This window comes from Canibacter zhuwentaonis (assembly GCF_018531145.1).
Classification (GTDB): Bacteria; Actinomycetota; Actinomycetes; order Actinomycetales; family Microbacteriaceae; genus Canibacter; species Canibacter zhuwentaonis.
This window is the reverse complement of sequence record NZ_JAHDSZ010000001.1, coordinates 448,893-461,708: the sequence shown is the minus strand read 5'-3', so window position 1 is coordinate 461,708 and position 12,816 is coordinate 448,893. Positions and strand designations below refer to the sequence as shown.

Below are 12,816 nucleotides of genomic sequence, written 5' to 3'. Positions count from 1 at the left end.
CTCCTTGTTAAAGGCCTTAGGGTAGCGCGTAATGGTTGCTGTGACCATTTTATTTTCCAGTTTATTGTAACGCTTGAAATTGTGAATTGGATTAGTGCGCACATGGGATTTTTGTCGGGGTGTGCGCGGGCGGATTTGTGCGCACACGGGTGCCGGACTGGGATACGCGCGAGCCGTCGCTTATGGTGCCGGTTGTAGGTGTGCGCGGGCTGCTGGGATTACTAGGGCGGGCTGCTGTGCAGGGCGCACGTAATTCGCTAATTGGGGCGCTGCGGTATGATTAAGAATATGTCAAAAACTGCGCACCCACAAAAATTTGGTGACCTGCCGCCCAGTAAGTTTCCGGGGGAAAGGCTGGGTCTTAAAGAGCACGGCAGCGGTTCAATTGCGCGTCTTGGTCGCCGCATTCTCGCGATTTGCGTAGACTGGGCACTGGCAATGCTGCTGGGGAAGTTTATTACGCCGTCGCTGGATGCAGAGTCGCTGGTTACCCTGCTAGTGTTCCTTGTAACGCAGAGCATCTTTATCAGCACCGCGGGCGGCTCCTGCGGGCATCTGCTGTTCGGGCTGCGAGTTGTTGCGCTTAACGGCAAGTGGGTTGGTGTTTGGCGCCCTCTGGTGCGTTCGCTGCTGCTGGCAATAGTTATTCCCGTGCTGGTTTGGGACTCAGATCACCGCGGTTTCCACGATAAAATACCGGGCACTGTGCTCATAAAAATATAGATGCCGCACTTTTAAATGCGACACCTGTGTAATCTAGCGCGGTTTGCGGGGTTTGCGAATCCTGTTCGGGTCAATTCCCTTTGGCATCGCCAGAGGAGCTGAGCTCAGGGACTCAATTCGCATATGAACCTGCTGCACTTCGCCGCGCTTAAGTGCTTTCTTGGTGCGATAAATCTCTTTGGCTAGTTTTGGAAGCGCTACCTGCGAGTTTTTTTCGCGTCCAACAAAAATGCTGGTCACCGGCACATTTGGCAGAATGCGTTTCATGTGCGCGGTTTCTTTTTGAATAAGCTTCTCAAGTCTGTTCGGATTACCCTCACCAACCAGAACAATACCACCCTTGCCAACTGCACGATACACCGCGTCACGAGTGCGTGGGGCAATTGCGACCGGGGTTTCTGATCCGCGATAGCTACGGCGTAGTCCGCCCGAAAGAACCGCTCCAACAGCTCCCGGTTGACCCTCTATTTGCGCGTAAGCCATGGCCTCCGCGCGTTTGCCGAGAATTACCATTGCGAGCAGGATGCCGAGCAGCACGCCGGTTATTGGCCACAGAATCCAGCCTGCGATATTTGTGCCCGGAAGGAGCGCGGCAACAAGCACTGCTAGCGCAATGGGTAGCAGAAAAGCTATTATGAGTTTAACCGGAAGAGTTTTATCGTATTCTGCGGTCGTTTTATAGACCTGAATCATCTGTTTAATACGCCCGGGGGAGCGCTTAGTGCTGTCTTTTTTTGCCATAACTACAATAATACCGTGGAGAGTTTAGAGCTTCTGCCTTACAGCGCGACGGCGATAATTTCGGATGGCTTAATGGGTGTTATGCGCAACAGTATTTCGTCGCGTAAAATATCGTGATTGCTGTATCCTATGTAAGATTTATGCGCCGGGTTTTGGCGGAGAAATAAAATACTCTGTGTTACAGAATCGGTTATTAGCGCGTGCGAAACAGGGTTGTAGCTCAGCAGGCTCATTAGGCTTGCGGCTGAAAACTTAAATAACCGGCACATTTCATCATGCGAGTGGTGTGCGCTTGTTTCCGGTTGCGTGTTTAAGTGTAAAACCGTGTCATGCACGCGAAAACCACGTTTTTTAAGGCGGATGCATTCGCTGGGCGTGCTGCTTGGGCGCTCTAGTGCCTCGATAAGCGCGAGCATCAGCCACGCAAGATGGGCGGTGTTGTGCAGCATACGACGGGGGGAAAGTTTGTGCAGCATGGTCTAAAGACTAAGCCTTTTACGGTTCGCAGTTTAATCAGAGCAGCAGGGGTGTGTAAAACTTTCTGGAGTAGCGATTGTTGAAAACAGTTGGTGGCGGTGCTGTTTTGCCACCACCAACTATTTTGTGAGGATTAGTTAGATGCCAAGGTTAGGCTCGAAATTGCCCGCTTCGAGGCGCTGTTTAACCTGTGTTAGGAATCGAGCCGCATCCGCGCCGTCAATTGTGCGGTGATCGTATGAGAGCGCAAGATAAACATAAGAGCGTACGCCGATTACGTCACCCTCAGGTGTTGCAACAACCCCGGGTTCTTTTACAACAACGCCGGTTCCCAAAATCGCAGATTGCGGTAGGAATACGAGCGGCGTGTCAAAGAGCGCACCGCGCGACCCCGTATTAGTGAGGGTGAAAGTACCTCCGACAAGTTCGTCTGGTTTTAGCTTATTGTTGCGAGTGCGATCCGCTAGATCCGCGATGCTCGCTGCCAGCTCGGCAATCGACTTGCTGGCGGCAGCGCTGATAACAGGAGTTAGTAGCCCGCGCTCACTGTCAACAGCAATGCTTAGATTCTCGCTATCGGGATAGATAATCTCATCATCTTTTACAGTTGAGTTGATAATCGGATACGTTTGCAGGGCTTCAACTGCGGCGAGCGCAAAGAACGGCATAAACGAAAGCTTATTGCCGGTTTTCGTAAGGAACTCATCCTTCTTAGCGGCGCGCAGTTTAGCAACCCGCGTTACATCAACCTTCACAACTGTGGTTAGCTGGGCGGTGTTCTGCAGCGACTCAACAGCGCGCTCGGCAACAACTTTGCGCAGGCGGCTCATCTTTTGGGATGTGCCGCGCAGCTCTGATACTTTAAACTCCTCAGGCTTTGATGCCACACCCGTGCCAGCGATGCCTTGCGCAGAACTCTGAGCAGCGGCTGCCTTTCTGATGTCTTCTTTGCGGATTCTGCCGCCAACTCCGGTGCCTTTAACCGTGCTGAGATCAACGTTTAGCTCGTTAGCTAGCTTGCGTGAAATGGGGGTTACGTAACCGTTCAGCCGAGCTGCGCTATGCGGTGACGCAAACGGCTTGGCGGGGCTTGCTGGAGCACTTGCAGCCGGCGCGTTTTGCGGCTCTTGCTTTGCTGTGGCAGGTTCTGGAGCTGGAGCAGGAGCTGGTTTTGGTTCAGGCTCTGGGGCGGGTTTCGGTTCAGAAGCAGGCTCTGGCGCGGTTTCCTGTGAATCCGCCGCAGCAGTTTCCTCAGGCTCTGTGCTTTCGCTAGCTACGACCCGGGGTTCTGATTCTACCCGAGTGCTTTGGCTAGATCCGTCACCAACTCTTGCTAGAACAGCGCCAACTTCAACGGTTTCATCCTCAGCAACAAGAATTTCTTCTAGCACACCGGCAACCGGTGAGGGCACCTCGGTGTCTACTTTGTCGGTTGAAATCTCCAGCAGCGGTTCATCAACTGCTACTTTGTCACCAACCTTTTTTAGCCACTGTGTGACAGTTCCCTCGGTAACGCTTTCGCCAAGGGCGGGAAGGATTACTTCCTCGCTCATATCAATTTTCTCCGTTTCCGTGTTTAGATCTTTATTGCCAGTGCATTTTATACGCCGTGCAAAGGTTTATTGGCGAGTTTTAACATAGCCTCGCCGATTGTTTCGTTCTGCGTGGGGTGACCGTGAATTAGTGGCGCAACGTCTTCTGGGTATGCTTCCCAGTTTACGATCAGTTGGGCTTCGCCAACTAGTTCACCAACGCGCGAGCCGATCATATGCACACCCAACACCGAACCATCAACCTCGCGCACAACCTTAACAGAACCGGCCGTGCCAAGAATTGAGCTCTTCGCGTTGCCAGCAAGATTATACTCGTAGCTTGTGATTCTATCCGCGCCGTACTGCTCTTTAGCCTTTGCCTCGGTGAGCCCAACTGAAGCGATTTCAGGTTCGCAGTATGTAACCTTTGGGATGTTAACGTCTGCTATAACACGCGGCGATAATCCAGCAATTTCTTCTGCAACAAAGATGCCTTGCTGGTATCCGCGGTGAGCGAGCTGCAGCCCCGGCACAATATCGCCCACCGCCCAAACTCCGGGCACGCTAGTTTGCAGCCTTTCGGTTGTGGTTACAAAACCGCGATCGCGGTTCACGCCAACCTCGTCAAGCCCGATATTATCGGTTGCAGGACCCCTGCCAACAGCAACTAGAAGATACTCTGCGGCGAAAGTTTTACCGTCTTCCAGCTCAACGGTTACGCTGTCTGCAGTCTGTGTAACGCTCTTAAAGCGAACCCCTAGGTTGTAGCCGATCCCGCGCTTTTTGAAAGCTCGCTCAAGCTGTTTAGAAACCGACTCTTCTTCATTGGGAACAAGGTGTGGGAGACCCTCAATAATTGTCACCTCTGCGCCAAAGGAGCGCCACACACTGGCAAACTCAACGCCGATTACGCCGCCGCCAAGCACCAGCACTTTTTCTGGCACGTCTGCAAGCTCCAGAGCCTGCTCGCTTGTAATAACCCGATCCTTGATCTCGATGCCGGGCAGAGTGCGAGAGTATGAACCCGTCGCCAAAACAACATTTTTAGCGGTAATTTTTTCGCCGTTAACCGTGATTTCGTTGGGCGCGGTTAGTTTACCTTCGCCCTCAATAACGGTAATTCCCTGTTTTTTGAGCAGCCCCTGCAATCCCTTGTGTTTTGAGCTCACAATATCTTTGCGATACTTGCTCACAGCGGATATATCAAGACCTGTTAGCAGCGCCTGAATACCGTATGTTTCTGCTTCGCGCACAATATCCGCCACCTCTGCGGAGTGCAATAGCGCTTTAGTTGGCACGCAACCCCGGTGCAGACAGGTGCCCCCGAGCTTGTCTTTTTCAATAATAGCCGCTGACATACCGAGCTGTTTAGCGCGCAGTGCGGTGGCGTATCCGCCGCTGCCGCCGCCTAAAATAACTACATCGAACTGTGTGTTTGCCATTAAGGCTCTCCTAGAGGTTGAGGAATTTTGATAGCCGCCTGTTTAATTAGAACGGGTTAAATCGTAACTGTAATTCTACTACGCGTAGAATAATAAAGATTCTCAGGGACTGAAATGTTGGCATGCGAGAATATTGCCGCGCGAAGGTGTCGCTCTCGTGGCGCTTAATTTACAGCGGGAGCGGGTAATATTGTAGATGTGCGCGAATCGATGGTATTTATTAAGAGTTTGTATAAAGCGGTGCCCCCTGGGCTGCCTTTAATCGTGCTGATCCCCGCCATTGTTGACAGCGGTGGGATCGTTAGAAGTTTGACTAAACACCTGCTGGAGAACTCCGCAAAGGTTGCGCTAATCGCGGAATTTAACTCGGATCTGCTAGTAGACTATCGCGCAAATCGTCCTGAAATATGGCTTGAAAACACCCAGTTTAAGGATTTTGAGGCGAGCACAATTTCGCTTTATGCCTGCTCAGATGCTATTGGCAATAATTTCTTGCTGCTCGCAGGTGCTGAACCCAATTACCGCTGGCAGCGATTCGCTGGGGCTGTTAGTATGCTCGCCTCCGATCTTGAGGTGCGAGTTGTTGCTTGGCTTGACACTTTCCCAACGCCGGTGCCGCATACGCGTCCCACGGCCAAGATTTTCAGCGGCACTAACAAGCACTTTACCGATATGCTCTCTGACTGGCGACCTAAAATGTGCATTAACTCCGGGATTGTGCACCTTTTAGAAGAACGGCTGCGGCGGGATGCGCACGAGGTTACCGGCTGTATGCTGATGATCCCGCAGTACGTGTCAGAACAGGGCTATTACCCGGCGGGAGTGCGCGCGGGGCTTTCGATCATCTCAGAAATCGCGGGCATAATTATGAGTTCCGAAGAGCTGATTGAGCATGAAGAAAAGTTCGAGCAGGAGATTTCGAGGCGGATGGCGCAGAACCCCGAGTTTGCTGAAATACTTGCCGATCTTGAGCGTATGTATGATCGATTTAAAGAAAAAGTGAAGCTGGACAGTACGGATCTGAACGTGTTTAATGATTTACCAACTCCCGATGAGCTGGGGCAAGAGGTTGAGAAGTTTCTCGCGAGTGACACCGAGGTTGGTGGTAAAAACCTCGCTGATTTATTTTCGCAGGAGGATGCCGGTGATGCTGACAGAGCAGGCACGAGAGATGAGTGGACGCGCTCGGCTGGTGACGCAGAATCTAAGGGCTCTAAGGACGCGGGTGGCGACAGTTCTGAGGGATAGCGGATCGCAGCAAGGCTTATTTTAAGTTATTCTGTGGTATAATACTTTGATTATCCCGTTCAGGCCTTGTAGCTGATGAAATGTTAGCGCCTTGACACGGGATTAACTTGCGTGCGCAAGTTTCGTAGCTAGTAGTGAAACAGGAGGGTTGCTTGTGGTAGCCACAACAGATCAAGGGAGCGCGGCATCAAAGGCTAAAACTTCAAGAGCCAAAAAAATCACTGAGAATAATTCAAAAGACGCTGATAAAAAGACCGCTAAAACGGTTACAAAAAAGACACTGGCTAAAGCGCGCGCTAAAAAGAGCGAAACGGCAAAAACCGCGGAGAAAAAGCCGACTGCCGAGGCAAAAACAACCGCGAATAGTGCCGCAACTAAAACGACCGCAGCTAAGACAACCGCTACGAAGAGTGCGGCGAAGAGTGCTCTCACTAAGGCTGTGGCGACTAAAACAGCTGCTAAAAAGACCGCAACCAAGAGTGTAGCGTCTAAGACCGCCGCAGTGAAAACAAGGGTTGCTAAAGCGACCACCACTAAGAACGCGGTCAAGAGTACAGCTACTAAGACTGCTGCAGCTACTAAGAGCGCAACGACCAGGACTGCTGCAGCTAAGGCTGCGACAACAAAAATCGCAGCTGCTAAAAAGACCGCGCGTAAAACCGCGACTACAACGGTTTCTGTTGCCGAGCCTAAAACTAAGCGCAGCACCAAAAAGAGCGCAGCTAAGTTCGATGCTGAGAGTATTGCAGAGTTAGACGAAACGCTAGATCCTGAAGAACGCCTAAACCTGTTTGAGCATATCGTTGAAGATGCCGAGCAAGACGCTAACGACAGTAAGATTTCGGGAATTAGCAACACCAATCCGCTTCCTGTTGGAGCTCTTGTGTTGCGCGCCGACGAAGACGAAGAAGTGCCGCAGCGCAGCTCTCAAATCGCCGGCGCAACAGCCGACCCGGTAAAAGACTATCTGAAGCAAATCGGCAAGGTTTCACTGCTCACCGCGGCAGAAGAGGTCGATCTTGCAATGCGTATTGAAGCGGGGCTGTTTGCCGAGGATAAACTCGCTACCGAAACAGACCTGCCTAAAAAATTGCGCCGTGAGCTTAAGGCCGTTGCGCGAGACGGTGCACGCGCAAAAGCGCATCTCTTGGGCGCTAACCTGCGTTTGGTTGTGTCGCTCGCGAAGCGCTACACCGGCAGGGGAATGCAGTTCCTTGATTTGATCCAAGAGGGCAACCTGGGCTTGATCCGTGCCGTAGAAAAGTTTGACTACACTAAAGGCTTTAAGTTCTCTACGTATGCAACCTGGTGGATTCGTCAGGCGATTACCCGCGCGATGGCGGATCAGGCACGCACGATTAGAATCCCCGTGCATATGGTTGAGGTTATTAACAAGCTCGCGCGTGTGCAGCGCCAAATGCTACAGGATCTTGGTCGTGAACCAACCCCTGAGGAGCTCAGCCAAGAGCTTGATATGACTCCGGAAAAAGTTGTTGAGGTGCAGAAATACGGGCGTGAGCCTATTTCACTGCACACACCGCTGGGCGAAGACGGGGATAGCGAGTTTGGTGACCTGATTGAAGACACCGAGGCGATAGTTCCGGCGGATGCGGTTGGTTTCACAATGCTGCAGCAACAGCTTGAGCAGCTGCTCGACTCGCTCGTTGAGCGAGAGGCGGGGGTTATTAGAATGCGTTTCGGGCTAGGTGACGGCGTGCCAAAGACTCTCGACCAGATTGGTGAAACCTTTAACGTCACGCGCGAGCGGATCCGCCAGATCGAGTCACGAACAATGGCTAAACTGCGTCACCCGTCACGGTCACAGCAGCTGCGAGATTACCTAGAGTAAAGCAGGTCACTGCTTTATGGCGCAGAGCTGCCGTTGAGGTGGCCTATTTCGCCGTTAGTGTGCCGGTTCGTAAGTTTTTACTTAAGGATAAAATGCCCAAAACAGACTATTCAGCGCGCAACTTAACCGTGCTTGAGGGACTCGAAGCCGTGCGCAAACGACCCGGAATGTACATTGGCTCAAACGACTCACGCGGTCTAATGCACTGCCTCTGGGAGATAATAGACAACTCTGTTGACGAGGCGCTTGCCGGGTACGGCGAGAAAATCACGGTGACCCTTAACACTGACGGCAGTGTTTTGGTGCAGGATCAGGGGCGTGGAGTGCCGGTTGATATTGAGCCGCGCAGCCAGCTTACGGGCGCTGAACTGGTTTTTACAAAACTGCACGCCGGCGGTAAATTTGGCGGCTCCTCATACGGCTCCAGCGGCGGTCTGCACGGTGTTGGAGCCTCTGTTGTAAACGCTCTGTCGCTCAGAATGGACGTTGAAATCGATCGCGACGGGCACACCTGGGGTATCTCATTTAAACGCGGAGTGCCCGGTTTTTTCGCGGATCACACCGCCACCGCAGAGTTTACTCCCGCAAAACCGGGCGAGGCGCTGCAGAAAATGCGAAAAATAGCGAAAAGTAAAACCGGCACCCGGGTTAAATACTGGGCCGATCCGCAGAGCTTTCTGGCTGACGTCGAGTTTGATTATGAAATGCTCACAGCTCGTGCTAAACAGACTGCCTTTTTGGTGCCGCAGCTAACAATAGCGATTGTTGATCAACGGCAGCCTGAGACGCCAAGCTCGCAGGAGTTCAGTTACGCGGGCGGAATAGCAGAGTTCGTGAACTACCTGGCGAAGGATGCCGCGGTAACAGACACGATCCGCATCACAGACAGCGCAGAGTTTACAGAGACGGTGCCGGTGCTTGACGAAAGCACGGGCAGGCTGGAATCGCGCGAGGTTAATAGAAGCTGCGAAATTGATATTGCGCTGCGCTGGGGAAGCGGATACGACACGATCGTTAAAAGTTTTGTGAACATCATCGCAACCCCTAAGGGTGGCACGCACCTCGCGGGATTTGAAACAGGGCTGCTTAAAGTTTTGCGTAAACAGGTGGAACAGCACGCGCGGAAGCTAAAAGCTGGCTCGCAAAAACCGGAAAAAGATGATGTTTTGGCGGGTCTTACCGCGATTGTGACTGTGCGACTGCCGGAGCCGCAGTTTGAAGGGCAAACTAAAGAGGTGCTGGGAACTGCTGCGGTGCGTCAGATTGTCGCCCGCAAGGTTGTAAAACAGCTAACCGCAAAGTTTGAATCGAGTGCAAAAGCCGATAAGCAGTTTGCGCAGACGGTTTTAGAAAAAGTTGTTGGTGAAATGAAATCACGGCTCACCGCCCGTGCTCAGCGAGACACGCAACGCCGTAAAAACGCGCTTGAAAACTCGTCATTGCCCGCAAAACTGGTTGATTGCAGGTCTAACGACGTTGCAAACAGTGAGCTTTTTATTGTGGAGGGTGATTCTGCTCTGGGAACCGCTAAACTGGCGCGCGATTCTGAGTATCAGGCGCTGTTACCGATCCGTGGAAAAATCTTGAACGTGCAAAAAGCGAGCCTTGCAGATATGCTGGCAAATGCCGAGTGCGCCAACATTATTCAGGTTTTGGGAGCCGGATCGGGGCGGTCTTTCGACCTGAGCGCTGCCCGTTACGGAAAAATTATTTTAATGAGCGATGCCGATGTTGACGGCGCGCACATCAGAACCCTGCTGCTCACGCTGTTTTTTAGGTATATGCGGCCGCTGGTTGATGCGGGGCGCGTTTATGCGGCGGTTCCGCCGTTGCACTCGGTTGTCGTGATGCACCCGGGCAAAAAAAAATCCGAGACTGTTTACACCTACAGCGAAGCGGAGCTGAAGCGACTGTTACGCAAGCTGGAACGCGCCGGCAAGCGGTACAAAGAGCCGATTCAGCGCTATAAGGGGCTTGGTGAGATGGACGCGAGACAGCTCGAGGAGACAACAATGGATCGCGCTGGCAGGTTGCTGCGGCGCGTTACGGTGCCGGATGCGCAGACCGCTGAGCGCACTTTTGAGCTGCTTATGGGCAGTGAGGTTGCGCCGCGCAAAAACTTTATTATTGCCGGCAGTAAACAGATTAAAACAGCTCACATCGACGCTTAGCGGTCTGATTGGTGGGCGAAATTTGTGCGCGGACTGGGCGCGCGCAGTTTTTGAAGCGCAGCTCATCGTGTTTGTACGCGTATTATTGGGCGCGCGCAGCTCTTAATGCGCAGCGCACCGGGTTTGGCGCGTGTGATCCCGCTAACAAGCGGTGTTAGAGCTGCTCGCCAAACGCCTCAAACGTTGCTGTGACAGCAGTTCCTGATCCGTCGCGTTTGCCTTCAGCGTTGGGAATCTCGCGAACTGTGCCATCGCTCGCATTAACTGCGATCTGTGTGCCAGCCCAGGCACCCGAAAGCTGATTTTCATCGCGCAGGAAGCGGTGCGCGCGCACTCCTCCTGTTGCGCGCCCCTTTGGCGGGAACTCCTGTAGCGGCGTTATTTTCGCTGATCCGAATGCGGTTTCACCAAACAGTGGAGCGGCGTTGTTCGCGCGCGGCGCATAGGTGAGTACTTTTGCGTCGGTGAGCGCATCATGCGCAACAACGTTAAATGCAACCACCTGTGCTCCCGCGGCGAGTTTAATACCCGCCATACCCGCCGCCGCGCGTCCCTGCGGGCGTACTTTTGCAGCGCTGTAGCGTAGCAGCTGCGCGTCAGAGGTGATAAACACCAGCTCATCGGTTTCTGCGCGGGTGTATGCGGCGTGAACTATTTCATCACGCTCCGCGCGCGCAATCAGCTCAAACTCGGTTGCTTTAGGCCACTCGCCGGGCGCAACCCTTTTCACGATGCCGTTCTTAGTCGCCATCGCAAGCGGGACCGCGCTCGTTTCAGAAATCAGCGCGATGGCGCGCTCATCTTTCGCGAGACTATCAAAATACTGTTTAACCGGTGCGCCACCCGCCAGCTGCACTGAGTTTACCGCAGCGCTGGGCAAATCAACCGAGCTAAACTTAATAACCCTGCCTAGGCTTGTTAAAATCGCAATTTCACTGCGCACGGTTGTTGCAAGCTGGCTAATAATCGCATCGTGTTGTGTGCGCGGCGGCGGATTATCCGCTGCAGAAGCATCCCCGGCAGAGAAATCCACCCGCAGCAGCATACCCGTTGCAGAGAGTAGCACTTTGCAGGCGGTATCAGCAATCTGGAGGGAGTTTATATCCAGCGCGCGCCGCTTACTGGGTGGCGTGGCTGCGGCAGATAGCAGGGTTGTGCGGCGACTGTCGCCAAACTTTGCAGCAACCTCTGCAAGCTCGTCGCTCACGGTATTACGCAGCATATTTTCGTTGCCGAGCAGCTCGGTCAGCTCTGCTATCTGCTTAGCAAGCTCTTCCTGCTCGGTGTCAAGTTCAATTTTTGAGAGCTTTGTGAGGCGGCGCAGCTTCAGCTCGAGAATGTACTCGGCTTGAGCTTCGCTCAGCTCAAAACTCTGCTGCAGCTGCTCTTTAGCCGCAGCGCTGTCGTTGCTGCCGCGAATAATTGTGATAACCCTGTCAATATCCGCTATCGCAAGCAGCAGCCCAGAGACCAGGTGCAGCCTGTTTTGGCACTTATCGAGCCTGAACTGGCTGCGCCGCCGCACAACATCGAGCCGGTGCGCAATATACACCTGCAGCAATTCTTTTAAACCGAGCGTTTGCGGCTGCCCATCAACAAGGCACACGTTATTGATTGAAAAAGTTTCTTCGAGCGGGGTTTGGCGATACAGCTGCTCGAGCACCGCCTCTGGCGAAAAACCGGTTTTAACAGTGATAACAAGCTTCAGCCCGTTTTTACGGTCGGTAAAATCGTTGAGGTCGCTAATTCCCTCCAGTTTTTTGCTTTGCACGCCCTGCTTGATTTTTTCAACAACTTTTTCCGGACCAACCTGGTAGGGCAACTCGGTTATAACGATGGCTTTGCGCCGTGGTGTTAGCGTTTCAATACTCGCTTTTGCGCGGATCCTGAGCGTGCCCCGACCGCTTTCATAGGCATCACGCACTCCGTCAAGACCGGTTAGAATACCGCCAGTTGGAAAATCCGGCCCCGGCAAATACGCCATTATTTCTGTGAGTGAAGCGTCAGGATGCTGCATTAAAAATCTGGTCGCCGCAATTACCTCGTGCAGATTGTGAGGCGCCATATTGGTCGCCATACCGACGGCAATTCCGCCGCCGCCGTTAACGAGCAGGTTAGGAAACGCGCTCGGCAAAACCAGCGGCTGCTGCTGCGAGTTATCGTAGTTGGAACCAAAATCCACAACGTTCTCGTGCAGGCCGCGCACCATCTCAATAGCTGCCACGGTCAGCCGGGCTTCTGTGTAGCGCGACGCGGCCGGCCCGTCATCGAGTGACCCGAAATTGCCGTGTCCGTCAACGAGAGCGGTGCGCATATTAAACGGCTGCGCGAGTCGCACCAGGGTGTCATAGATCGCAGAGTCGCCGTGCGGGTGCAGCTTCGACATAACCTCGCCAACAACGCGCGCGCTTTTTACGTGCCCGCGCTCGGGAACAAGCCCCATTTCGCTCATCATGTACAGAATCCTGCGCTGCACGGGCTTTAAGCCGTCACGCGCGTCGGGCAGAGCTCGAGAATAGATCACCGAGTACGCGTACTCGAGAAACGAGTTTTCCATTTCCGCAGAAATTTCGATATCCTCGATCCGCTGCGTATCCTGCGAGCTGCCATTTTGTGGTGACACCGAATCTGCC

At 53.2% G+C, this 12,816-nt stretch carries 10 protein-coding genes; 5 read left to right on the top strand and 5 right to left on the bottom strand.

Annotated features, from left to right (window positions below):
* Positions 1-119 precede the first annotated feature (119 nt).
* Both KJY78_RS02120 and KJY78_RS02115 read left to right on the top strand, forming a co-directional pair.
* Positions 120-284, top strand: coding sequence for a hypothetical protein (locus KJY78_RS02120; protein WP_214336869.1), 165 nt, complete (start codon positions 120-122; stop codon positions 282-284).
* Entirely contained in the window at positions 277-723 is a 447-nt protein-coding gene (locus tag KJY78_RS02115; protein ID WP_250544021.1) for an RDD family protein, read from the top strand. The genes KJY78_RS02120 and KJY78_RS02115 overlap by 8 nt, the downstream gene beginning before the upstream one ends.
* A 33-nt stretch (positions 724-756) precedes the next feature.
* On the opposite strand, the gene KJY78_RS02110 is transcribed toward KJY78_RS02115, so the two are convergent.
* The 4 genes from KJY78_RS02110 to lpdA form a co-directional block, all read right to left on the bottom strand.
* Positions 757-1,464: a DUF4191 domain-containing protein gene (locus tag KJY78_RS02110; protein ID WP_214336868.1), complete on the bottom strand. Its 708-nt coding sequence runs from the start codon at positions 1,462-1,464 to the stop codon at positions 757-759.
* A gap of 38 nt (positions 1,465-1,502) precedes the next feature.
* A complete protein-coding gene (locus KJY78_RS02105) occupies positions 1,503-1,940 on the bottom strand; it encodes a hypothetical protein (protein WP_214336867.1) in 438 nt (145 codons plus the stop codon).
* A gap of 138 nt (positions 1,941-2,078) precedes the next feature.
* Positions 2,079-3,494 carry a 2-oxoglutarate dehydrogenase, E2 component, dihydrolipoamide succinyltransferase gene (sucB, locus tag KJY78_RS02100; RefSeq protein WP_214336866.1) on the bottom strand — a complete coding sequence of 472 codons (1,416 nt, stop codon included), beginning with the start codon at positions 3,492-3,494 and terminating at the stop codon, positions 2,079-2,081.
* Positions 3,495-3,541: 47 nt separating this feature from the next.
* On the bottom strand, positions 3,542-4,915 hold the full coding sequence (lpdA, locus tag KJY78_RS02095; protein ID WP_214336865.1) for a dihydrolipoyl dehydrogenase: 1,374 nt from the start codon (positions 4,913-4,915) through the stop codon (positions 3,542-3,544).
* Positions 4,916-5,125: 210 nt separating this feature from the next.
* Here lpdA and KJY78_RS02090 point away from each other — a divergent pair, with 210 nt between their 5' ends.
* The 3 genes from KJY78_RS02090 to KJY78_RS02080 all read left to right on the top strand — a co-directional run bounded on the left by KJY78_RS02090 (position 5,126) and on the right by KJY78_RS02080 (position 10,183).
* Positions 5,126-6,163 (top strand): PAC2 family protein, encoded by a 1,038-nt coding sequence (locus KJY78_RS02090; RefSeq protein ID WP_256438200.1) that lies wholly within the window; start codon positions 5,126-5,128, stop codon positions 6,161-6,163.
* Between the two features lie 154 nt (positions 6,164-6,317).
* Positions 6,318-8,012: an RNA polymerase sigma factor gene (locus KJY78_RS02085; RefSeq protein WP_348771159.1), complete on the top strand. Its 1,695-nt coding sequence runs from the start codon at positions 6,318-6,320 to the stop codon at positions 8,010-8,012.
* Between the two features lie 92 nt (positions 8,013-8,104).
* Positions 8,105-10,183: a DNA gyrase/topoisomerase IV subunit B gene (locus KJY78_RS02080; protein WP_214336861.1), complete on the top strand. Its 2,079-nt coding sequence runs from the start codon at positions 8,105-8,107 to the stop codon at positions 10,181-10,183.
* Positions 10,184-10,337: 154 nt separating this feature from the next.
* On the opposite strand, the gene KJY78_RS02075 is transcribed toward KJY78_RS02080, so the two are convergent.
* Positions 10,338-12,740 (bottom strand): DNA gyrase/topoisomerase IV subunit A, encoded by a 2,403-nt coding sequence (locus KJY78_RS02075; RefSeq protein ID WP_214336936.1) that lies wholly within the window; start codon positions 12,738-12,740, stop codon positions 10,338-10,340.
* Positions 12,741-12,816 lie beyond the last annotated feature (76 nt).